Source organism: Legionella impletisoli (assembly GCF_900639875.1).
Classification (GTDB): Bacteria; Pseudomonadota; Gammaproteobacteria; order Legionellales; family Legionellaceae; genus Legionella_A; species Legionella_A impletisoli.
The window spans coordinates 60,849-83,880 of the sequence record NZ_CAAAIA010000003.1; the positions used below are offsets into that span (position 1 = coordinate 60,849).

Consider the following 23,032-nt stretch of genomic DNA (forward strand, 5'->3'; position numbering starts at 1 on the left):
GTTATGGGCTACATCCCAATTAATTTTTTCTTTTTCTTGCCTACAAAATGGTAAATTTAAAAATTTTTACTTGTAGGTTGATCTACTTTTGGTTAAAATCGCCCGTCCAAGTATAAAAGATTACCAACAATGGCGGTACGGAGTTAAGTTGATGAAAACATTCAGCGCCAAGCCACACGAAGTCAAGCGTGACTGGTATGTGGTTGATGCAAGCGATAAAACATTAGGTCGCTTGGCAACAGAAATTGCTCGTCGTTTACGCGGCAAGCATAAAGCAGAGTATACACCACATGTGGATACTGGTGATTACATTGTGGTGACCAATGCCGAGAAAGTGACCGTAACCGGTCGAAAGTCTAGCGATAAGATTTATTATAGCCACTCAGGTTTTCCTGGTGGTATCAAGTCGATTTCTTTCGAAAAGTTACAGGAAAAAAATCCTGTTCAAATTATTGAAAATGCTGTGAAGGGCATGTTGCCCAAAAACCCATTGGGTCGTGAAATGTATCGTAAACTCAAAGTTTATGCTGGTTCAGAGCACCCACATGCTGCACAGCAACCTAAGCAACTAGAGATTGAGGAATAAGTATTATGGCTGATAAGCAGCAATACTATGGAACCGGCCGCAGAAAAAGCTCCACAGCCCGCGTATTCTTGCGTCCTGGTAAAGGCGAAATTCAAATTAATAATCGCCCATTAGAAGAATATTTTGGTCGTGAAACATCATGCATGGTGGTTCGTCAGCCTTTAGAAACGGTTGACGTTTTAAATAAATTTGATATTTATGCAACCGTTGAAGGTGGTGGTATTTCTGGCCAGGCTGGTGCAATTCGTTTAGGGATTGCTAGAGCATTGGTTGAGTATGATGAGCATGATCTACCTGAAGACGCTGAGGCAAGCGCTGATTCTTTCCGTAGAAAATTACGAGCTCGCGGCTTGTTAACGCGTGATCCTCGTCGTGTTGAACGAAAGAAAGTTGGTTTGCACGGCGCACGTCGCGCAACACAATACTCCAAGCGCTAATTGGTGTAATTATAAAAAGCCCCGCCTATGCGGGGTTTTTTTTGCATTCTAATTTCCGAGTTGTAGGCTTGTACTTCACCCGTATTTTATGATTGAAATGTTTGTGAGCGTACGTTCGCCGTTTTCAAAGGGCTCATTCTTTGATATAAATGGTTTTATCGTTTTTAAAATCAGGATGATGCATCTGTGAATGACAAAACCGATCCAACCCCAGAAATGGAACCAGATGAAGAGCTGGTGGATGAACAGCGTCGCCAATTTTTATTAACCTCAACTGGTGTTTTAGGAGGGATTGGTGCGTTGTGTGCGTTAACTCCTTTTGTTTCATCCTGGATGCCGAGCGCGAAAGCACAAGCTGCTGGAGCGCCCGTTGAGGTCGATTTAAGTAAATTAGAACCTGGTCAACAGATTACAGTCGAATGGCGAGGAAAACCCGTTTGGATTATCCGTCGCACTAAAGAAATGCTTGAAGGCTTAGATGATCATGATGTCCTGCTAAGAGATCCTAAATCGTTGGTTGATCAGCAGCCTGAATATGCTAAGAATGAATTTCGCTCGATTAAACCCGAATATTTAGTATTGATTGGGATCTGTACTCATTTAGGCTGCATTCCAAAATATAAACCCTATGAACAGGAACTTGGTCCACAATGGCCGGGAGGTTTTTATTGTCCTTGTCATGGTTCAAGTTTTGATCTGGCGGGGAGAGTGTTTAAAAATGTGCCCGCGCCGATTAATCTAGCGGTGCCCCCCTACCGATTTGTTAACGACCATGTCATTATTATTGGTGAAGACAAAGCATAAGGCGTTAAGGAGTAATTATGAATGGACTGCTGAACTGGGTGAATGATCGCTTTCCCTTGGTGTCAACTTGGAAAGCACATTTCAGCGAATATTATGCTCCTAAGAATTTTAATTTCTATTACTATTTCGGTTCTTTGGCCATCGTGGTTTTAGCCAATCAGTTAATAACTGGCTTATGGCTTACGATGTTTTATACTCCGACCGCAGCTGAGGCGTTTAATTCCGTCGAGTACATCATGAGAGATGTGAATTACGGCTGGATCTTACGGTATCTGCATTCCACAGGCGCTTCGGCTTTTTTCATTGTGATCTACATCCATATGTTTCGGGGTTTACTCTATGGGTCTTATCAAAAGCCACGAGAATTGGTATGGCTGCTTGGCGTGTTGTTATTTATTCTCCTTCTAGCAGAAGCATTTTTTGGTTATCTTCTACCTTGGGGGCAGATGTCCTATTGGGGCGCTCAAGTGATTACTTCTTTGTTTGGTGCTATACCATTTGTAGGGGATACGCTAGTGGTGTGGTTACGAGGGGACTACAACATTTCAACAGCCACATTACAACGCTTTTTTGCCTTGCATGTTTTTGGTGTTCCCATGTTGTTTTTGCTGTTGGTCTATTTACATATTATCGCGTTGCATAAAGTTGGGTCAAACAATCCAGAAGGCATTGAAATTAAACAGTATAAAGATGCAGAAGGTAGGCCGCTGGATGGTATTCCATTTCATCCATATTACACCGTGAAAGATTTTTTTGGCATGATTGTCTTTTTAATCTTGTTTTTTGGTGTTGTATTTTTTGCTCCAGAAATGGGGGGCTACTTTCTTGAGCATTCCAATTTCACTCCCGCAAATCCCTTAACCACACCGGAACATATTGCACCGGTTTGGTATATGACCCCCTATTATGCCATGTTAAGAGCTGTTCCGGATAAATTATCAGGCGTGCTTATCATGTTTGCATCGATTATTATTTTCTTTTTTGTACCTTGGTTGGATAAGAGTCCAGTACGCTCTATGCGCTATAAAGGATATTATTCAAGAGGAATGTTAGCGGCATTTGTCGTGAGTTTTATTATTTTAGCGTATCTCGGAACAGAGGTTGTTACACCAGTAAAACTATGGTTAGCTAGAATCTGTACGTTCCTATATTTTGCTTATTTTTTGTTGATGCCTCTTTACAGTCGTATTGAATCTCATGAAACCGTGCCAAAGAGGATATCATCATGAAAAAAATCCTTTTATTAATCGCACTCGCAGTGAATTCAATAGCTCATGCAGCAGATGCTGAAATTGATTGGCATGAAGTTAAAATTAATTTGTCGAATCAAGCAAGCCTTCAGCGTGGTGCGAAATACTTTATGAATTATTGTTCAGGTTGTCATTCATTGAAGTATTTGCGTTATAGTCAAATGGCAAAAGGGTTAGGTTTAATCACTTTTGATGGCAGCATTGCTAAAGATTTATTAATGAATAATTTGGTTTTTACCAAAGCCACTGTATATGACCCCATTGAAATTGCAATGCCTAGAGAGGATGCAGAGCAATGGTTTGGCCGGATGCCACCTGATTTAACTTTATCTGCAAGAGAAAAAGGCGCAAATTGGATTTATACCTACTTAAAAAGTTTTTATAAAGATGAGTCGCGTCCTTTTGGATCCAATAACCGCTTGGTTCCCGATGTGTCTATGCCGAATATCCTGGCTCCATTACAAGGGGAAGTAATAGCGCTTAATCCAGATCAATCCAATGATCCCTCTCATCTAAAATTAGCTCTGGTAGAACAAGGAATAATGACTCAGCAACAGTTTGATAGTATGTTGCAAGATCTGGTGAATTTCTTAGTGTATGCGGCTGAACCCAATCTTCTTAAGCGTTATACCATTGGTAGCGTTGTCATTGCCTTTTTAATCATTTTAGCGGTGTTTGCATATTTGCTGAAACGGGTCTATTGGAAGAAGATTCATTAAATTTAAGTGAATTAATACGTTAAATATCTGTACATTATTTTTTCATTTTCAACATGAATTAGAAAAATTATGCTAAAATAATGACTTTTGCACCTTAGTAGCAATCGCTTTCTTATTGAAGGAGCTTATAAGCAAGGCTGATAAGTCTTGCTGTTATGATTGTTCGAGGCAGAATTTCTAGAGCTTGTTGACAATTCACTCATGCGCTACGCCCCACGGGCAAGCTTAGCGGCGAAGGCAGGTCGTAGATTGCAGGCGAATTGTCAATACACCTTAGAAACTTAGCATATAAATTTTTAATGAATGATGAGGAGTGTTTGATGGCGATCGTTGCAAAGCGTACTATTATGTCATTGTTTTCAGATAATGATGATGTGTATAGTCATCAAGTAAGAATTGTACTGGCCGAAAAAGGCGTAAATGTTGAAATTTTAACTGCCAAGCAAAATGAAGCCCCTAGTGACTTGCTAGCTGTCAATCCTTATGGAACGGTACCTACCTTAATCGATCGTGATCTGGTTTTATATGAAGCCCGTATTATTATGGAATATCTAGACGAGCGTTTCCCTCATCCGCCTTTGCTTCCTGTCTACCCGGTTGCACGCGCTGAGACTCGAAAAATGATGCACCGTATCGAGCAAGATTGGTATTCTTTGTTACAACGTATTTATCAGAATGATGAAGCGGACGCGGCTCGTCAACAGCTACAAGATAGCTTATTAAACCTAGAACCCGTTTTTGCTGATAAGCCCTATTTCTTAAGCGAAGAATTTTCTTTATTAGATTGCACATTGGCTCCTTTATTATGGCGTTTACCAGGATTGGGCATTGAAACTCCTTTAAAAGCAGTGGGTTTGCATACTTATATGCAAAGACTGTTTACACGAGAGTGTTTTCAAACCAGTTTAACAGAAGCTGAGAGGCAGCTAAGGGCGGCGTAATGACAAAGATGACCTCAAGTAAACCGTATCTTATTCGTGGACTCTATGATTGGATTGTCGACAACGATCTTACCCCCTATTTGTTGGTGAATGCCGAAGCTCAGGGGGTGCAAGTACCACAAGAACATGTGGTTGATGGAAAAATTGTTCTCAATATTTCTCCACAAGCGTGCCGAGGTCTACACTTGGATAACGACCGTATTGTGTTCACAACCCGTTTTTCTGGTCAGACTTCCCAAATTTCGCTAACACCTGGATCGGTATTAGCCATTTATGCCAAAGAAAATGGTCGGGGAATGGAGTTTGAAGAGGAAGAAGAGGATACCCTACCACCACCCACATCGCCCTCCAAAGACAAAGGTGGTCGAAAACCAGCGTTAAAGTTGGTTAAATAGAGGCGGTGTTGTAGGACTAACCCCAGGGCCTACGCATGAAAAAAATACCGTCGTCATTGCGAACGAAGTGAAGCAATCCAGTACAGGATTTCAACGGAGCATCGATCTGGATTGCTTCGCTAGTGCTCGCAAAGACGAGCTATTTTTCGTATTGAGTTAAAACAAGCTTTTCATGCGTAGACCCTAATGCTTTCTGTTCTCATGGTAGAATCAAAATGCCTAACCGATGGAAGGCTTCTGAATGTGTTCGATTAAAACATATTGCCACATTCCATGAGTTCTAAACATTCTAGGGAGCTAATTCAAATGCCAAAGGATACTGCGCTCTATCAAACAAGCCAGATTAGACAACTTGAGCAACAGGCAATTGAGGAGCTTGGGATCCAAGAAAGCGAATTGATGAAGCGCGCAGGTTTTGCTGCCTTTCGCACCATGCGAAAATTTTATAATCAAGCACGTCATATTGCTGTTTTTTGTGGGGGTGGCAATAATGGTGGTGATGGTTATGTCCTTGCGCGCCTCGCTGCTGAAGAAGGATTGTCGGTTATTATTTACCACGATAAACCCATTGAAGAGCTGCCACATGCAGCTGCTGAAGCAGCACAGAGTGCAATTGCAGCGGGAGTGCAATGCCTGGCGTTTGATGATGCTCTTGATCCAGATGTAGAGCTGATTGTTGATGCATTGTTAGGAATTGGTTTAGAGGGAACAGTACACGGTGCTATTGAACATGCTATCGAAATGATCAATGACAGTGGATTGCCTATCGTTTCATTAGACGTTCCTTCTGGCTTAAATGCAGATACAGGCTTAAAATTAGGTACTTGCGTTCGAGCAGACATCACAACGACTTTTATCGGAGCAAAAGTCGGGCTATATACGGTTGATGGGCCTGATCATTCTGGTGAAATTATTTGTCATGATTTGCAATTAGAAAAAGATAATCAAGCGATTATTCCTGCGGCCTACTTATTAGAACAGCAATCATTGTGTCAATCCATGCCGCCTCGCAAAAAAAACTCGCACAAGGGACTATATGGTCATGTCTTAGTCATTGGTGGGGCCCCTGGGATGCCAGGCGCTCCCTGGCTTGCCGCCATGGCTGCATTGAGAGTAGGGGCAGGAATGGTTACCTTAGCTACGCATCCTGAACAGGCTAAGCAAGTTCTTCCGGGTTTACCTGAAGCCATGGTGTTTGGGGTTGCGGATGAACATGATTTAAAACCACTTTTCGCTAAGGCTACAGTATGTGTGTTAGGCCCCGGCTTAGGTGAGGACAGTTGGGCGGAGCGGCTTTTTACGGCGGCAATTGCAGCGCAACTTCCTTTAGTGATTGATGCTTCTGCATTGAGGCTTTTAGCCCGTAATCAGCAGCATGATGATAATTGGATTTTAACGCCACACCCAGGAGAAGCGGCTGAATTATTAGGGTGTAATACGGAAACCATCCAACGTGATCGTCTCGCTGCTTCTCGCACAATCCAAGAACAATATGGTGGTAGTGTGATTATTAAAGGCGTTGGAACCATTATTGATTCGGGTGAGAATGAGCGGTATCTCTGTCCAGCAGGAAATCCTGGTATGGCAACCGCTGGGATGGGCGATGTATTAAGTGGGGTTATCGGAGGATTATTAGCACAGGGATTAGACTTGCCGAATGCTGCAACACTTGGTGTTTGGCTTCATGCAAAAGCAGGCGATGATGCGGCGGTTAAATATGGTGAGCGTGGGTTAACCGCAAGCGATTTGATGCCTTTTTTACGGCGTCGAATCAACTCGCTCGGTTAGGGTCTGTTGCTTATTTGTTTCAAATTAATGAACTCCAAACTGGGGGTTAAAGAAGATGCATGATGAAAAAAGAGTTATTAATTAATCTCCCTTCGGAAGAAGATACCATTGCGCTTGCAAAGCGATGTGCAAAGATTTTACGATCACCGGCAACGTTAACGTTTCGTGGGAATATAGGGGCAGGAAAAACCACCTTCATTCGCGCAATGCTAAAAGCCTTAGGGATTTGTTCGACCATTAAAAGCCCGACGTTTTCTTTAGTAGAAACCTATAGTTTAGATACATTCCAAATTCATCATTTTGATTTGTATCGTATACACGATGAAGCCGAATTAGAGTATATTGGGTTTAGAGATTATTTTACGAGCCAATCCGTCTGTTGCATTGAATGGCCCGAGCACGGAACGCACTATTTAAACGTTGTGGATATTGAATTTGCGTTGATGGCCCATGGTGAAGGGCGAAGGTTATCCTTGATTGCAAAAAGCCCTCTTGGAATTGAAATGTTGTCTTGTCTGGAAGCAGCATAATGGGAAAGTCAATTTTCAACATCATAACCAGTTTTATGCTCATCAGTCATGTGGCTGTAGCCGCAGAATTACTTTCTTTGGATATTCAAGATGAAAAGCAAACGACGGCACTCATCTTTGATTTTTCTGAGCCGTTCACATACAAAGCATTTCTTTTATTGAACCCAGCACGAGCAGTAGTTGATCTGCCGCAAGCCTCTTCATCTATCCATTTCAATCGCTTAGCTCAAAAAAGTTCTTTAGTAAAAGCCATTCGCATTGGACATCCCAAAAAAGACACTTTAAGAGTGGTATTTGATTTAAATCATGAAGCATCACTTTCGGCCGATAAGGCCGGGAAGCGATTGCGCCTTAATTTAACGAATAAAAGAGAGAGTATAAAACCAGCAATAGTGAAAGCAGCCGCTCAGGCTAATTCACTTAAAGCCCCGGTCATGGTTAGTCGAAGTCCTTCTCGCTCGTTAAGAGATGTGGTTGTGATTATTGACCCTGGTCATGGAGGAAAAGATCCAGGTGCAATTGGTCCAACCCACCACTTGGAAAAAAATGTTGTATTAGCCATTGCGCTTAAATTGAAAAAAATTATCGATAAGCAGCCTGGTATGCGTGCGGTATTAACACGAAAAGGTGATTATTACGTCGGTCTTCGTGAACGCTTAGATATTGCCAGAAAATATGATGGTGATATTTTTATCTCTATTCATGCGGATGCGTTTAAAAACCGCAATTCAAATGGCGCTTCTGTGTTTGCTCTTTCTCAAACCGGAGCAACCAGCGAGGCCGCAAGATGGTTAGCGGAAAAGGAAAACTACTCAGAGTTAGGTGGTGTTAACTTATCCGAATTAGATGATGATAATGGCGTTATTCGCTCGGTGCTGATTGATCTCTCTCAAACCGCAACGATTGGGGCAAGCTTAAAGATGGGAGAGCGTGTGTTACACTCCATGGATAACATTACGAACCTACATCATGAAGACGTAGAACAGGCGCGCTTCGTGGTGTTAAAATCTCCAGATATCCCCTCGATTCTTGTTGAAACAGGATTTATCTCAAATCCCCGAGAAGAGCGAAATCTTACTTCATCAACGTATCAATCAAAGTTATCCTATGCCATTTTTCAAGGGGTTAAGCAGTATTTTTTTGATCATCCCCCACACGGAACATACATAGAAGCGATGGCTAGAACCAATAAACACATTGTTAGAAAAGGGGAAACGTTAGGAGGAATTGCGGCAAAATACAGCACATCAATTGCTAAGTTAAAAGAATTAAATCACTTACAAAATGAGCATATAGTGATTGGTCAAAGTCTTATTATTCCTAATTCCTTGTCATGAGAATACAAACGTTATCTCTAGAGCTTGCAAATCAGATTGCGGCTGGCGAAGTCATCGAGCGGCCCGCTTCTGTTGTTAAAGAATTGTTAGAAAACGCGCTAGATGCAGGGGCGCAAACCATCCACATTATGATTGATGGTGGCGGGGTGAATCGCATCAGAATCAGTGATGACGGACAAGGGATCTACCCAGATGATCTACCGCTTGCAATTGCCGCGCATGCAACCAGTAAAATCCGTACACTTAATGATTTATATCAAATTAAAAGCATGGGCTTTCGAGGAGAGGCATTAGCGAGTATTGCATCCATTTCTAAGTTAACCATTAGCTCAAGAGCAGTAGGTGAAGATCATGCTGCCTTCTTGCAATTAACGCCTGAAGGGCCAATGGTATCTCCTACGGCTCGCAATCGAGGAACGACTGTAGAGGTTCAAGATTTATTTTACAATGCCCCTGTTCGAAAAAAATTCTTAAAGACAGAAAAAACCGAGTTTCAAGTTATTGAAACATTAGTTCGGCGTTTTGCTATGTGCCGATCAGACATAGCGATTACTTTAACGCATAATGGTCGACCAAGTCTTGCTATTCCAGCAGCGCTTTGTGAAAAAACAAAAATAAATCGTATTAAAAAGCTCATGGGGAAGGAGTTTGTCGATGAGGCTAAATATATCGAGATAAAACGATCTGGAATGAGGCTTTATGGCTGGCTTGGTGGGAAAGCGTATCATCGAAGTCAAAATGATAAGCAATGGATTTATGTAAACCAACGGATGGTTAAAGATAAGCTTTTAAATCACGCGATAAAACAAAGCTATGAGCCTTTCCTTCCACCAGGACGTTTTCCAGGATGTTTGCTGTATCTAGATATAGCTCCAGAAGAGGTGGATGTTAATGTGCATCCAACCAAACATGAAGTACGGTTTCAGCAGCCTAGATTGGTTCATGATTTAATTGTTTCCGAACTTACAGAAGCCTTTGGTGGGAAAAAAGATTCAACCATAAGGAATGCCTTATCCCACTTAAGCACAGAAAAGCGAATTGTTCGAGAAGACGATTACAGCCAGCGCTCGCTTATAAATAAGATACTAGAACCATCATCTAATCGCGTTCTTACCGTTTTAAATTCTAGTTTTATTATTTTAATGCACCAAGATGATCCGTTTTTAGTGGATGTAGCAAAGCTGTATCAACTTGGAATCAAGCGAGAGATCAAACGGGAAGATGCCCCTTTAAAGAAAAGACCCTTATTAGTTCCAATCCGTTTTCACGCATTAAATCAAGCTGATCACCTGATAGAACAGTACCAAGAAGATTTATTTAACCTGGGTATCGAAATCAATAGAATAGCAGACCATGAGCTCTTGATTCGCACCATCCCTAAGTTGCTTTGGCAATTAGATATACAAGCCTTCATGAACGCACTGAATACACAAGCGCGATTGAGTGAGGAAAAACTACTGAACTTGATGGTTTCTTGTTGTACAATAAAAGCCGATGCTTTAAGTCCAGAAGAGTGCTATCAACTCTTGGATTTTTTTGACGCTCAAATCTCTGAAGTACCCAATTTGAAACCGGTTTATCTTAGGCTCGATGAAACGGCTTGTCGTGAGTTATTGAATGGTTAAAAGCCCGAATATTGCAATTTGCCTTATGGGGCCAACGGCTTCAGGAAAAACTGATCTAGCTTCTGAGCTGGTAGAAACCTTTCCTTTTGAAATCATTAGTGTTGATTCTGCTATGATTTACCGGGGAATGGACATTGGAACGGCAAAACCCGATCACGAACTTCTAGCACGAGCTCCCCATCACCTAATCGATATACTTGATCCCACTGAGAGTTATTCTGCAGCGCAATTCTATGAGGATGCTGAAAGGCTTTGTCAGGATATAAGAGCTCGGGGGAAGATACCGCTTTTGACAGGTGGTACCATGATGTATTTTAATGCGCTTCAAAAAGGAATAGCGAAGTTGCCCGAAGCAAATGAAGAATTAAGAATGCAGTTATTGCAACAAGCTAAAAATTTAGGTTGGCCGGCTATGCATGCTCGGCTTTCTAAGTTCGATAAAGAGACGGCTTCTCGTATTCACCCTCATGATGCTCAGCGTATTCAACGGGCATTAGAAGTCTATGAGCTGACAGGAAAACCATGGTCAGAACTTATTAAGCAGCCATCCACTCAGGCGTCGCATCATTTTATCAATGTAATTCTAATGCCAAACGACCGTTCATGGCTTCATAACCGCATTGCACTTCGGTTTGAGCAAATGCTAGCTCAGGGTTTTCTAGAAGAAGTTAAAACGCTTGTACGAAAATGGGCTTTAGATTTATCTCATCCTGCTATGAAAAGCGTTGGTTATCGCCAAGCTTTAATGCATTTGCAAGGTGAAATGGATTATGAAACCTTTATAACAAAAGGTATTGCCGCAACCAGACAACTGGCAAAACGTCAAATGACTTGGCTTAGGCATTGGTCCCAAGCTTTACCATTTGTAGCCGAAAATCCAGAAGTCTGCCGTGATATCATGGCCAGAATTCATAAAATACTGGATAATAATTCCAGCAAGACTTAGGAGTAAAAAATGAAAAAAAGCGAGAAAAAACCAGCTTGTGCACAGACCACTTATTTTATAACCCCAAAAGATATTCCCTTAAGTTGCCCAACTGAAAAAATGGAACTATGGAACGCTCATCCTAAAGTGTATTTACCCATTGAAGAAACAGGCGTGGAGGTTTGTCCTTATTGCGGCGCTCGTTATGAACTCAAAGAGTCGGATTAAATTTATCAATGATTAAATCGATTTGCATTGTTCGATTATCAGCTTTAGGCGATGTACTGATGCTTGTACCTTTAGTTCGTACGTTGCAAGCTAGTATTCCTCAAGCCAAAATAACCTGGGTTATTTCACGACCAGCATATGATTTAGTAGCGGGTATATCTGGGGTTGAATTTATTGTCATTAATAAACCTAATGGTGTGGGTGATTATTGGCGTTTTGCTAAAATGATGCGTCGCCGGCATTTTGATGTGCTTCTCGCAGCTCAAGCAAGTCTTCGTGCCAATTTGCTATTTCCTTTTGTCCGTGCAAAACGAAAAATTGGCTATGATAAACGGCGTGCTAAAGATGGTCATCAATGGTTTGTTAATGAACAAATAACGCCAGGGCAAGACCATACCTTAGAAGGCTTTTTAAAATTTGCTACCCAGCTCGGGATAATAGAAACTCAGATCACCTGGAATTTACCTATTGGCGAGCCCGAGCTAACTTGGGCAAGAACCCATCTTCCGGATAAGAACGGACCTTTAGTGCTTTTAAACCCAGCAGCCAGTAAACCAGAACGAAGCTGGGTTTTGGAGCGATACATTGCTTTAATTCGTTATCTAAAATCGCAGTGGCAAGCGACGGTTGTTTTAACAGGGGGGCCTGGACAGAATGACAAAGAATTGGCCGAGGCTATCGAAGCGTCTATTTCTGTAGATGCCAATTTAGTTGGTAAGACACGACCTAAGCAATTATTGGCAGTCATTAAGCACGCGGATCTCATGATTTGTCCAGATACTGGCCCTTCTCATATGGCGGCCGCGGTTGGGACACCCGTGATTGCTTTACACGCAGTGACTTCCTCCGATGTTTCAGGGCCATATCCCTATCGTCATCTTGCCGTTGATTATTATGAAGAAGCGGTAAAAAACATTCTTAAAAAATCACCTGAAACAAACATTTGGGGCACTCACGCTCATGGTCAAGACACCATGAGTTTAATTCCTCTTGATGCCGTGATGAATCGCGTTCAGCAAGTATTATCGGGCTTGTAAAGTTCCATCTTTTTTGGGCTATTTGCTAAAAAAATCGGGCCATTTGGCCCGATATCTTCCTAAGACCCTGTTTCTGCCTGCGTTGGGAAAGAAGGTTGGGCTGATTTCAAATTCGTGAGTAGGAGCAAGCTATTGGTTAACAACATTCGCTCATCTTGCTGACGGTTTAAATACATTTGATAATTAATTTCTGCCAACAAGATAGCTATTTCTTTTTGAACAGTGGCAGGGGAAGCGGTATTTATTTTATTTAGCCATTGTGTATCCCCTGTACCTTGAGATGGATTATAAAGCCGCCATGTAGCCATTGAAAACTCACTTAATGCTTGGCTTGTCATTCGTGGATTATTCGTATCACCTTGATTTTGAGGCAATCGTTTACCTAAAGCGAAATATAGGTTGCTTAAAGGAATGGATAATTGCGACGCATATGATTGCAACGAAACTAAATAATTATTTAGCGCCGCTTGAGCCACTAATTGGTCTTCTGCTGACGGCATTTTAATGCCGGATGCCGTAGCGGTCTCATAAAGCTTTTGATAATCACTTTGTGATGGGAGTTCGATTGGTACAATTCCTATGGCAAATCGAATAAAATTTGCCGCAGCTTGCGCTTGGTTTTGTGCCGTTAATCCTTGGTCTTGTTGCGGTATTGCCGCTTCAGACGAAGTCCCGCCTTGCTGGGCGGATTGAGTAGAGTATAACAACGGAGCTAACAACGTATTACCATTTAATTGCGGCAGTACGTCTTTCAATTGGTCATAATTATAATAAGCTAAACTGGGTGGTTTGCCGATCACATTTTTTGATACCAACCCCTTACAAAGTGGAGGGGGGGATTTAGATGTACAATAGGAAATATCAGGGGTCGTTAAAATATTTAATACATTTTGGCTAACTGGATCTTGCTGGTTGGGTTGCTGATCTAAAGAAGGATTAATGAAAATGCTTTTATCTGCCCCATTGACAGGTTGACTAAACACTAAATTAGCAAACACATTTAACTGGCTGTACCCTTGTGTCGTTGGTGGGGTAAAAGAGGAGTATGCAGCAGAAATCGCATTGACTGGAATTGATCCAAGCAGTGTGTTAAACGCATAACTTTGCAATACTTGTGCAAGGGGAGCATTCACTAGCTGTGAATACGGTGCGGGTGCTTGCTGAGAAGTCAAATCATAACCCAGATACAAACCCAAGTGTTGAACATACTGAACTAATTTCTGCATAGAGTCTGCAAAGGGATTGTCTGGGTCGTCTTGAACATTATACTGTGCTGAAACAGGTAAGCCGAGACTCAATAATAGACCAGCAACGAATCCTTTTGTTTTAAAATGTTTCATTATTCTTCCCCTTCTAGAGCGCGTGCTACGAGTTTCAGACGATACTCAGAAAACACACGCGATAATAACCGCAATCGTTCAAAAATAATATTACGTTTAAGAAAAACCCCCGCCGGATCATGACTAGAAAGGCTAGATTCTTCAGCATGAATAAGCACTTTTGAGGCGCTGCCAGGATGAACGCTATCAATAGCTTGCAAAATTCTAAGACCACGACCAGATTTTATATTCCCTACAAGCCGAATGAATTTTTCCTCTTGGCCTAAGGCATTTAAATCAATCGATTCAATGGCATCTAATTCCTTCCCTAGTTGTTCAATGGCTTTTTCAAGCTCAGGATTGCCATCCAGTGTCCAGTCTTCAACACTTTCTAGGAAGGTGACGACCCGATAGATCATAGGGTCAATGTACTCATGCCAGTACTGTGCCGCGGCTTCGTGACTAAGATCAGGCATATTTTACTCTTTTTTTACTTTTTAAGCGGGTTGAAAGTTGAGCATTGCTACTTTGCTGACTATTATAATATAGTATAGAAATGAAATGTCTATGTGAATAACTATCTCATTTATGAAAAAAAAATCCTTTTCCAGAACTAGAAATTTATTTAAACGGATCTTCAATGTCAGAACCTGGTCTGACTGGGATCGCATGAAAAGCTTCACTGAGTATTTAGTGAAAGGCTTTAAGCGCATTTTTATACCCAACTCAGCTGATCAAGCGGAATCATTTGAAACGGTTAAGACCCGAATGAATTTATCCGATGCAGACTTAATGGCTAAGCAAAAAGCATTATTTCGCTTGAGTATTATGATGGTAATTGTTTCTTCCTTAATATTAATGTATTCGTTATATCATTTATTTACGTTGCATATCGCAGCATTTTTTTTAAGCTTTGTTGTATCGATGCTAGCATTGGCGCTTGCATTTAGATATCACTATTGGCATTACCTTATCAAAGAGCGCAAGCTTCAATGCTCCATCCAAGAATGGTATAGGCAAGGCCTATTAGGCGAGAAACCATGAACAAACTTATCTTTGCAATCGGTCTAATTATTTTACCGGCACTAGGTTTAGCTGCAGAAAGTTCATTAGCGTTTACACCACCACCAACGGATTATTCTATTATATTCCTGAGTAATATTTTTGGTGTTGTGGATGGTGTGTTGCATGGTACGGGTAGCCAAATTATGGGAGCCATGTTTGGCGTATTTAATGCCGCGGTTCTTGCGTTGGGCGGCATAATTATCATGTATACCTTGCTTGTCTCAACCATGAACACTGCGCATGAGGGCCAATTTTTAGGTCAAAAGTGGTCTTCCATTTGGGTTCCTGTGCGTACGACCTTCGGACTGGCATTATTAATTCCAAAAGCATCCGGCTATTGTTTAATGCAAGTATTTGTGATGTGGATCGTTGTGCAAGGGGTTGGGGCTGCGGATAAAATTTGGGGAGCGGCTTTAAGCTATTTGAATCAAGGTGGTTCCATTATTATTGCCCAAGAAGATCCAACGAAAGCATTAATGGCAGCAGGTAGCTCTGGTATTGCAAATGGTGCCCAAACGATTCTAGCCGGGCAAGTTTGCATGTTAGGTTTGGAAAAACAATTAAGAAACTATCGTGAATATTATCTTCGTCAGAAGCAAAATCAAACAGGTCCTTGTTATGGAACGGTTTCAAACGATATGCAAACCATTTGTAATAACCCTGTTCCGAGTTTCTTAGACTCGGTCAATATCTTAAATGTTCGTATGCAGGATAGTCAAAATCAGCAGAGTAGCTATCAAGTATCTATGCCAAATTTTGATAATACATCGGTTTATCAGCCGCTTAACGGAGTTTGTGGTACCATCAAATGGAATAGAAAGGTTGTGGGCTCTGATGCGAGTGATATAGCTGGTGGAGATGTTGGTACCCTTGCCATGTCTCGAGCAATTGCTATTCAGCAGATGTTTGTTGATTTGGCATCTATTGCTCAAGTCATGGTGAATAACAACCCAGAGTTATCCGATCAAACCCAAGAAGAACAAGCGCAAACAAAATATTCGGAAGTAGCAGAAGATAATTATGGTGTAGCTACTTCTGCCTCTGGGGCAGCAGCATGTGGTATCCAACCGGGAGATCCTTCAACAACGACCAAGAATATATATACCTATTTCAAACAATCGGGGCAAGTTCAGGATACTAATTGTCATGTTTGGGCCCAAGCCCCGAATGCGAACAACCCGCCTTTATTTACAGGTACGGAGTTTAGAGGTGCATTATCCGATTATGATGCGGTTATGCGTCCATTATTAACTCTTGAAAACGAAGCACAAAACAAATCTTCTGCAGAAGCCAGTAGAGCGTTTATTCAATCCGCAAATGACCAAGGCTGGCTTATGGCGGGAACCTATTTCTTTGATTTAGTGCTCCTCAATCAGCAGGCCATGGAGGCTTCCAAAGATGCTTTTGATTCAAATACAGGTCTTGATCAAAGCTCGTTTGATGTGAGTCAGTTAAGTAAACTATTTACAACCACCGGTTGTGATACCACAAATTCATTCGGCAAGTTATGCACTTGGTTAAATCAAGATAAATCGAGCGTTGAACCGATTACAACGTTAATCGCGGGCGGTGCAGGTGGTGTTCCGAATATCGGTGTCCCGAACTTAGCTCAAGTTAAAGATCCTGTAACTACTTTAGCTTCCTCAACAGTTTATGGATTTACAAGTAACCAGATCTTAATTCAACCTCCACAGCAAGCTGGCCAGACCCCGCCGCAATTTGCTAGCATGATGAATGTAAAAACAGATACCAGTACGTATACTCTACCTGGTGCACACTTCCCATGCGGTAAAGTAAAAATCTTATTCTTCAGCTTCTGTCTTGGCGAAATCATTGGTGAAGTGGTTTATAACTCGATTATTGTCCCTGTATATAACGCGTTTCTCGGATGGATTAATGCCATGATCGAGAAAGTTATTTTTACTTTTTTACTCTTACCTTTAGAAGGGATGTCAGCAATCTTTAGACAAGGTGTTGCGATCATCAGTACACCTGGCATTAATCCCATTGTCGCGTTAGCTCAAATGGGGACTTATTATATTAATTTTGCCGGTTCTTTATTCTTATTATTATTGGAAATCTCCATCTTATCAGCGTTAATACCCATATTTGGCATTGTTATTTTTGTAATTCTTGCCTTATCCATGCCTCTTCTTCTTGCATGGCTTGGAATTATGGTCGGGGTTGGTTTTGTCACGGCTTATTATGTCCCCATATTACCCTATATGATTTTTACATTCGCAACTATCGCCTGGTTAATCGCAGTAATCGAGGCGATGGTCGCAGCACCTATTGTGGCTCTTGGAGTAACACATCCAGAAGGTCATGAAGCGTTTGGTAAGGGTGAACAAGCGATTATGATTCTCATGAATGTCTTTTTAAGACCTTCCATGATGATTATTGGTTACATCGCAGCGATTTCATTATCGTATGTCGGCGTATGGATATTAAACGCAGGATTTGACCATGCAATCGCATTCATACAGTCTCCAGACATGCCATCGGGTGTCGCCTCTCTTCCTAGCTCTGCTAAGGATTGGGGCGAACATTACACCGGCTATGATACTGGAAAAGGTATGTATGACCGATTTACTCATAGCTTTTCTCAAAGTTCACAAATTCAGACTTCAGCAGGAGCGGTGAGTGGTGGATATGTAGGTTGGGCTGGTATCTTTGCCTATTTCTTCTCTATCTTGATGTATACAATGATTTATCTGACGATTGTGCAACGTTCATTTACCTTAATTACCTATCTACCAGATAAAGTACTTCGTTGGATTGGTGGCGCTCCTGAAACGATTGGTGCTGAAGCAGCTCAATGGGGTGAGGAAGCTAAGGGTAAAGTAGAAGCTGCTGGAAAAGAAACTTCAGGGGCACAGGCTGCTACGCAACAAATGCTTAAAGGTGAAGCACAAAAAGGCATTGAAGCATTGAAAAAAGGTTCAAGTAAACCGGATGTCACAGCCACTGGCGGTAACGCGGAAAGCTCACCAAGTGGAAAAGAATCTTCCGGTGAGGGCGGTGAAGGCGGAGGGTCTGGTGGAGCGCCTGGTGGAGGTGCTGGTGGTGCTGGTGGTGCTGGTGGTGCTGGTGGTGCTGCTGGTGGCGCCGGAGGTGGAGTACCCCCAGTTCCGCCTGTATAGTTTTTTGTGGTTACAAAATTTAATGATGATACTCTTTAGTGCCAGCGATGATTAATTTATAAACCCGTTCGCTAATGATGCCTTCTTCAAATTTGCGTTTAGCGTCCACCGTCATGAGCTGGCCTCGTTCACGGACCAATTTACGGGTCATATTGGTAACTTCATTAGGGTTGCCTTCCAATAGAATATCTCGTGTTTCTTCATCAAAGACTAAATATTCACGCAAGGCAACCCGTTTTCCATCCACGGTGGGTACTAATTTTTGCCAAATGCAAAGACGAATGGTTTCTAAAATATCAATGGTTCGACCTAATCGCTCTTCTCCAGCAAACGAGGTAACTAATCGTCGCATGGTTTCAGCTACACCAGAGGTATGTAAGGTGGTATAAACCGGGTGACCTGTCAAGGCTGCTTCAAGAGCAGCGCTTATAGTTTCTGCGTCACGACATTCCCCCACCATAATAAGCCTAGGTTTTCGACGTAAGGCATTTCGAACACCATCTGCGAAGGACGGGATATGGCGTGGAATTTCGGACTGACTGACGACCGCTGAAATGGTTTCAATTTCGTCATATACGAATTCAATAGGTGCTTCATAAGTTAACACCTTACGGTTTGAATCTTCTTTTTCTATCAAATCACGGATAATGGAGGCCAATAAGGTGGATTTACCAGAACCGGTAGCACCTGTAATGAAAATGATTCCTTCCTGGGGTTCAATAGCTTCAAGAATATTTTCAGGCAACTCCATGGATTCAAGCCTTGGAGGCGTGGTGGGAATGGTTCGTAAGGTAATTTGTATGGCATCGTGGCCTTCAACTAAACAAGCTGTACCATTAACACGATAACGAAAACGTACACCGCGGTTAGGCCGAAATTCATAGTGCGTGTCGATATCAGTACCAGATAATAATTGGGTTGTAGCATTTGGACCATAAATAGAGTTAATTAGATCTCCGACCTCGGTATTGGATAAAGGTCTTTTAGTGATTTTGACTAACCTACCATAGACCTCAGCAAAAATTGGCTCTCCTGTTTGTATGGTAATATCCGAAGCGTTCAATGACTCGGCATGCTCGAGCATGCGATCCATAAAGACAGGGGTAAACCGAGTGGGTTCATCAGGCATGATATCTACATGTTCATTTTCTGCCATATAACGAAACTCCTATGATAATTATAAATAGAAGATAGGTGTTTCAAATGATTCAAATACATAAGAAGCCATCACCTATCCAAAAATAAGTTTGGGATGCCTATAGCAGGCCATGAAGCTTAGGTGGTGAGTTTGCATCCATAGGAAAATAGGATTAAACGGGTTTTTTGTTTAGTTCGTCGCCTGGATGTAGCGCCTTGTACTCCAGGCGATTATTAACCTCTGCTTAATCACGATCTTCCAGGGAAGGATCACTTCGCTATATTGATGGGCGCAATGACTGGCTGCCAGGCTTTACTTGTTACTTTTATTTTAGCCGAATTAACCAGCTTTTCCATTTTCTTAAACTGTTGAAGTGCATTCTCATCTTTGGAAACCGCTGCGCGCCATTCATTACTGTTCGTATTTAAAGCAGGGAGCGCCGCAATACGAAGCACACGATCATCGATATGAATTTCAGATGCATCGCCTGTTACCCCGAGATCCGTGTGGGATACAAAAGGAGCGGAAATCATATTCATAGCTAACAATTTTCGATAAAGAATCATGCCGTTGAAGTCTTCTTTAATGCGCGCAAGGCTTTCTTCAAGAATAATGTTGGCTTGCTCTACGCCATTTTTCCAGCCTTTTTCAACACATTCCATCCACACGGCTCGTTCTTCTTTCGTTTTGGGTAATAACGTTACGTTTGGGTAGTCGGGCTTTTTATAATCCATCCATAAGTATTGCCGCCAATTTGGGGGAGTGGTTATAAATCGTGCTTGTTTTGCGACTTTATACGTTCGATCAGATATACGTATAGTAGCAGGATCTGCCAAATTTAACGTGTTACGTCCTTCCAACAAGACGGGAGGCAGAATATTATGTGGAAGCACTAATGAATTAAAATCAAAAATTGCATCTAGGTTTCGAGCTTCTTTAACTAGTTCTTCATCAATAAATTTAGCGCGCCAAGCAAGTCCAGACTGAGCGCCAAGGCTTAAAGCCGTTTCTCGAATAGCCATTTCCCGGATTTTCCCGGTTGAAGTGTCCCCACGACTTGCCCCACCATTACCCATAGCTTGCAAGCCGGTTAAGGAGCCGGTATCCCCAATTCTTCCCGTATTAGAATGGCATGATACGAGCAAGGCGCTGAGTATGAGCGGAATGCTACGAATAAAGTTTGGCATAGCGTAATTCAACGACCTGACTGTTAGGGTAAACATGGATGTAGGCTTTTTCTCCGGCCTGATAATCAATATCCCGAAGAATCTCAGCTAAACTCTCATCCTTAACATTCATACTAATTAAAACTGGAATAGCAGGTTCTTTCCCTAGTACCCGTAAACGATAATGGGCTGCTTTAGCTATTCTCTCGGTTAATTCACCAATAGGACCTGCCCAATCAACTGATGCGCGGGCTTGTAAATTATAAGCATTCGGAATGGTCAAGGCATTATCCTTGGCTGGAGGACGTATGACTTTCTCAACTCTTGCCATCTCAAGCATGGACCGACTGACCGAATTAGCGGCTTCAGCGAGTTTAATCGTTGCATCATCGCTCGGTTCATTAAAGGGGGGTTTTTTTAACATAACGCGACTATGGCAGCTAGCAAGCAGCAATGTTGTCAAAAAAATGATGACAATCCGATAGTTCATCTTAAATATTTTTTAAAATTAGATTAGTAATGATTGAAACAGGAGCCTGACCCCTTGTCAAGCATTACCTATAGCTTGAGTCCATGCATGAAAAAAATACCGTCGTCATTGCGAACGAAGTGAAGCAATCCAGTACAGGATTTAAACGGATCATCAAACTGGCTTATTTTGAATGGATCCCGTACAAAAAGCTTCGCTTCTTTACGGGATAACGTTCGTTTAGCGTCGCTGATAAAGTCCGTAGAAAACTTGGCCGTTTCGCTTTAATTTGAGTTTCTCCCAGTAAATCGGATCCAGTGCTAATTCTTTAGGGGATTCAATATACAAATAGCCTGAACAAACAAGCACATTGTTCTCTTCAATGGCTTGAATCAGGGGTAGATAATTTTGAGCAAACGGTGGGTCAAGAAAAATAACATCAAATTGTTCCTTTGTTTCTTTGAGATATCGATAAGCATCGCCTTTAAGGATAGATATTGCTGGAGCAGCAAATGCTTGAGCTTCCTTTAAAAGATGATGATAGGCTTTACTGGATTCCTCAATCATGACCACTTTTGAAGCACCACGAGAGTATGCTTCAAACCCTAGTGCACCACTCCCTGCAAAAGCATCAAGACATTTAGAGTCGCGTATGATAGACATAAGCCAATTAAATAGTGTTTCTCTTACGCGATCGGGGGTGGGGCGTAACCCATTAATGGCTGGGAAATGAATTTTTTTCCCACGATGCCGTCCGCCAATAATCCGAATGACTTGCTTCACGGCTTGCCCACAGTGACTTGTAATAATTTACTGGGTGTAAGTGTGGTTTTAAACGCGGTTTTAATTTCAGATTGTGTAACAGCGTTAATTTTATCGAGATAGGTCTCTAAGTAATCATTTGGTAAATCATAAAAAGCGATTTTTAAAAGCACATCAGCGATACTGCTATTACTCGCAATAGCCAGTGGAAAACTACCAATTAAATATTGTTTGGCTTCAGCTAATTCTTTGACTGTGGGGCCTTGTTGCATGAATTTGGTGAGGACTTTTCGGGTAATATCAAGGGCTGTATCTGCTTGATTGGTTTTGGTCGCCAAGCTTATCAAAAAAGGGCCCACACCGCTTAACGGTAAAAATTCGCTATGAATACCATAAGTTAGACCACGCTTTTCTCTCACTTCTAGAGCTAACTGGGATACCAAGCTTCCACCGCCTAAAATATAATTTCCGACGATTAAAGGAAAATAATATTTATTTTGATGAGTTATACCAAGCTCACCTAGTCGGATTACCGTTTGTGAAGACGGGAAGGGAACTTCAACGTTCATGTCTTCAGCTAATGGTAAGGCTCTTAAAATGTCAGGAGCACGAATCCCTGTTTTGAGACCTTGAGTAATTTTCTCAGCGATATCTTTGGCTTGATTTGGCTCAATGGCTCCAACCAGTATAACCGTTGTGTTTTTCCCCACAAAAAAACTTTTATAAAAATGACGAACCTCATCTAGGGTTAACTGTTGAACGGTTTCACTCGTGCCAAGGATAGGATGAGCATAGGGATGATCTTGATAAAGCACCCTAAAAAAAGCCTGATTAGCGACTTCATTGGGAGACTCCAATGCTTGATCAATGGCCATGAGCTGCTGACTCTTTTCACGTTCAAATGCACCTGGCAAGAAATCAGGTTTGGAAATGATTTTGGCAAAAATATCGGTAGCGCCATTTAAAGCTAACGGTTCAGTCAGTGTTTTAAGATCAAGTACCACCATATCGCGAGTGCTCTCTGCCTGGTACTGTGCCCCAGTATCCGCCAGTAGCTCAGCGACCGTGCTTGCATCTTTGCCATCATTGCCTTGGTTTAATAAGTCAGTTGTTAGCGCACTTAAGCCAAATTTATCTCCATCGTGGGCTGAACCTGCTGCAAAAGCAACTTTAACATTGAGCATGGGTACTTCCATCGCTTGATAAAATACCACCTTTGCGCCATTGCTTGTGTTCCAATGGCTTGGTTTTAAAGAGCTAGCAGCCATGCTGCTAGAAACGGTTAAGAATAAGCTGCAAAATGCAATTAATCGTCTCATCATTATCCCTATTGTGTTTGACTGGTTAAGCCTTTGCGTAACCTTAGCG

At 41.9% G+C, this 23,032-nt stretch carries 24 protein-coding genes; 17 read left to right on the forward strand and 7 right to left on the reverse strand.

Going from position 1 to position 23,032, the window contains the following annotated elements:
* Nucleotides 1-151 precede the first annotated feature (151 nt).
* The 14 genes from rplM (at nucleotide 152) to E1O41_RS04460 (ending at nucleotide 12,602) form a co-directional block, all read left to right on the forward strand.
* The gene (rplM, locus tag E1O41_RS04395) at nucleotides 152-586 is read left to right on the forward strand and encodes a 50S ribosomal protein L13 (protein WP_131776108.1); all 435 of its coding nucleotides are present in this window, start codon (nucleotides 152-154) and stop codon (nucleotides 584-586) included.
* 5 nt (nucleotides 587-591) lie between these two features.
* Nucleotides 592-1,023: a 30S ribosomal protein S9 gene (rpsI, locus tag E1O41_RS04400; protein ID WP_131776109.1), complete on the forward strand. Its 432-nt coding sequence runs from the start codon at nucleotides 592-594 to the stop codon at nucleotides 1,021-1,023.
* A 216-nt stretch (nucleotides 1,024-1,239) separates the two neighbouring features.
* Nucleotides 1,240-1,827, forward strand: a complete 588-nt coding sequence (gene petA / locus E1O41_RS04405; RefSeq protein WP_131776265.1) for a ubiquinol-cytochrome c reductase iron-sulfur subunit — start codon at nucleotides 1,240-1,242, stop codon at nucleotides 1,825-1,827.
* Between the two features lie 17 nt (nucleotides 1,828-1,844).
* On the forward strand, nucleotides 1,845-3,056 hold the full coding sequence (locus tag E1O41_RS04410; protein ID WP_131776110.1) for a cytochrome b: 1,212 nt from the start codon (nucleotides 1,845-1,847) through the stop codon (nucleotides 3,054-3,056).
* On the forward strand, nucleotides 3,050-3,796 hold the full coding sequence (locus E1O41_RS04415; RefSeq protein WP_229669335.1) for a cytochrome c1: 747 nt from the start codon (nucleotides 3,050-3,052) through the stop codon (nucleotides 3,794-3,796). The genes E1O41_RS04410 and E1O41_RS04415 overlap by 7 nt, the downstream gene beginning before the upstream one ends.
* 320 nt (nucleotides 3,797-4,116) lie before the next feature.
* Nucleotides 4,117-4,737 (forward strand): stringent starvation protein SspA, encoded by a 621-nt coding sequence (sspA, locus tag E1O41_RS04420; RefSeq protein WP_131776112.1) that lies wholly within the window; start codon nucleotides 4,117-4,119, stop codon nucleotides 4,735-4,737.
* A gap of 8 nt (nucleotides 4,738-4,745) precedes the next feature.
* Nucleotides 4,746-5,132 (forward strand): ClpXP protease specificity-enhancing factor, encoded by a 387-nt coding sequence (locus E1O41_RS04425; protein ID WP_373288392.1) that lies wholly within the window; start codon nucleotides 4,746-4,748, stop codon nucleotides 5,130-5,132.
* A 306-nt stretch (nucleotides 5,133-5,438) separates the two neighbouring features.
* Nucleotides 5,439-6,920, forward strand: coding sequence for an NAD(P)H-hydrate dehydratase (locus tag E1O41_RS04430; RefSeq protein ID WP_131776114.1), 1,482 nt, complete (start codon nucleotides 5,439-5,441; stop codon nucleotides 6,918-6,920).
* A 62-nt stretch (nucleotides 6,921-6,982) separates the two neighbouring features.
* On the forward strand, nucleotides 6,983-7,450 hold the full coding sequence (gene tsaE, locus E1O41_RS04435; RefSeq protein WP_131776266.1) for a tRNA (adenosine(37)-N6)-threonylcarbamoyltransferase complex ATPase subunit type 1 TsaE: 468 nt from the start codon (nucleotides 6,983-6,985) through the stop codon (nucleotides 7,448-7,450).
* Nucleotides 7,450-8,787 carry an N-acetylmuramoyl-L-alanine amidase gene (locus E1O41_RS04440; RefSeq protein WP_131776116.1) on the forward strand — a complete coding sequence of 446 codons (1,338 nt, stop codon included), beginning with the start codon at nucleotides 7,450-7,452 and terminating at the stop codon, nucleotides 8,785-8,787. The genes tsaE and E1O41_RS04440 overlap by 1 nt, the downstream gene beginning before the upstream one ends.
* On the forward strand, nucleotides 8,784-10,412 hold the full coding sequence (gene mutL, locus E1O41_RS04445; protein WP_131776117.1) for a DNA mismatch repair endonuclease MutL: 1,629 nt from the start codon (nucleotides 8,784-8,786) through the stop codon (nucleotides 10,410-10,412). Before E1O41_RS04440 ends, mutL begins: the two co-directional genes overlap by 4 nt.
* Nucleotides 10,405-11,358, forward strand: coding sequence for a tRNA (adenosine(37)-N6)-dimethylallyltransferase MiaA (gene miaA / locus E1O41_RS04450; RefSeq protein WP_131776118.1), 954 nt, complete (start codon nucleotides 10,405-10,407; stop codon nucleotides 11,356-11,358). The genes mutL and miaA overlap by 8 nt, the downstream gene beginning before the upstream one ends.
* Before the next feature lie 9 nt (nucleotides 11,359-11,367).
* Nucleotides 11,368-11,565 carry a zinc-finger domain-containing protein gene (locus E1O41_RS04455; RefSeq protein ID WP_131776119.1) on the forward strand — a complete coding sequence of 66 codons (198 nt, stop codon included), beginning with the start codon at nucleotides 11,368-11,370 and terminating at the stop codon, nucleotides 11,563-11,565.
* An 8-nt stretch (nucleotides 11,566-11,573) separates the two neighbouring features.
* A complete protein-coding gene (locus E1O41_RS04460) occupies nucleotides 11,574-12,602 on the forward strand; it encodes a glycosyltransferase family 9 protein (RefSeq protein ID WP_131776120.1) in 1,029 nt (342 codons plus the stop codon).
* A gap of 59 nt (nucleotides 12,603-12,661) precedes the next feature.
* Here the strand turns inward: E1O41_RS04460 and E1O41_RS04465 are convergent, their stop codons facing one another.
* A complete protein-coding gene (locus tag E1O41_RS04465; protein ID WP_131776121.1) occupies nucleotides 12,662-13,942 on the reverse strand; it encodes a type IV secretion protein IcmX in 1,281 nt (426 codons plus the stop codon).
* Entirely contained in the window at nucleotides 13,942-14,397 is a 456-nt protein-coding gene (gene icmW, locus E1O41_RS04470; RefSeq protein WP_131776122.1) for a type IVB secretion system protein IcmW, read from the reverse strand. The genes E1O41_RS04465 and icmW overlap by 1 nt, the downstream gene beginning before the upstream one ends.
* A gap of 112 nt (nucleotides 14,398-14,509) precedes the next feature.
* Here icmW and icmV point away from each other — a divergent pair, with 112 nt between their 5' ends.
* Together icmV and dotA are read left to right on the forward strand one after the other, a co-directional pair.
* Nucleotides 14,510-14,965: a type IVB secretion system protein IcmV gene (gene icmV / locus E1O41_RS04475; RefSeq protein WP_131776123.1), complete on the forward strand. Its 456-nt coding sequence runs from the start codon at nucleotides 14,510-14,512 to the stop codon at nucleotides 14,963-14,965.
* Nucleotides 14,962-18,129, forward strand: a complete 3,168-nt coding sequence (gene dotA, locus E1O41_RS04480) for a type IVB secretion system protein DotA (protein WP_131776124.1) — start codon at nucleotides 14,962-14,964, stop codon at nucleotides 18,127-18,129. The genes icmV and dotA overlap by 4 nt, the downstream gene beginning before the upstream one ends.
* 19 nt (nucleotides 18,130-18,148) lie before the next feature.
* On the opposite strand, the gene dotB is transcribed toward dotA, so the two are convergent.
* The 3 genes from dotB to dotD all read right to left on the reverse strand — a co-directional run bounded on the left by dotB (nucleotide 18,149) and on the right by dotD (nucleotide 20,923).
* On the reverse strand, nucleotides 18,149-19,258 hold the full coding sequence (dotB, locus tag E1O41_RS04485) for a Dot/Icm type IV secretion system ATPase DotB (protein ID WP_188668195.1): 1,110 nt from the start codon (nucleotides 19,256-19,258) through the stop codon (nucleotides 18,149-18,151).
* Between the two features lie 278 nt (nucleotides 19,259-19,536).
* Nucleotides 19,537-20,454, reverse strand: coding sequence for a type IV secretion system DotC family protein (locus tag E1O41_RS04490; RefSeq protein ID WP_131776126.1), 918 nt, complete (start codon nucleotides 20,452-20,454; stop codon nucleotides 19,537-19,539).
* Nucleotides 20,435-20,923, reverse strand: a complete 489-nt coding sequence (dotD, locus tag E1O41_RS04495; protein WP_131776127.1) for a type IVB secretion system lipoprotein DotD — start codon at nucleotides 20,921-20,923, stop codon at nucleotides 20,435-20,437. Before dotD ends, E1O41_RS04490 begins: the two co-directional genes overlap by 20 nt.
* 83 nt (nucleotides 20,924-21,006) lie before the next feature.
* On the opposite strand from dotD, the gene E1O41_RS11950 reads away from it, so the two are divergent.
* Nucleotides 21,007-21,135, forward strand: a complete 129-nt coding sequence (locus E1O41_RS11950) for a hypothetical protein (RefSeq protein ID WP_268237639.1) — start codon at nucleotides 21,007-21,009, stop codon at nucleotides 21,133-21,135.
* 7 nt (nucleotides 21,136-21,142) lie between these two features.
* Here the strand turns inward: E1O41_RS11950 and rsmD are convergent, their stop codons facing one another.
* A complete protein-coding gene (gene rsmD, locus E1O41_RS04500; protein ID WP_131776128.1) occupies nucleotides 21,143-21,685 on the reverse strand; it encodes a 16S rRNA (guanine(966)-N(2))-methyltransferase RsmD in 543 nt (180 codons plus the stop codon).
* Nucleotides 21,682-22,995 carry a M16 family metallopeptidase gene (locus E1O41_RS04505; RefSeq protein WP_373288391.1) on the reverse strand — a complete coding sequence of 438 codons (1,314 nt, stop codon included), beginning with the start codon at nucleotides 22,993-22,995 and terminating at the stop codon, nucleotides 21,682-21,684. Before E1O41_RS04505 ends, rsmD begins: the two co-directional genes overlap by 4 nt.
* Between the last annotated feature and the right edge of the window lie 37 nt (nucleotides 22,996-23,032).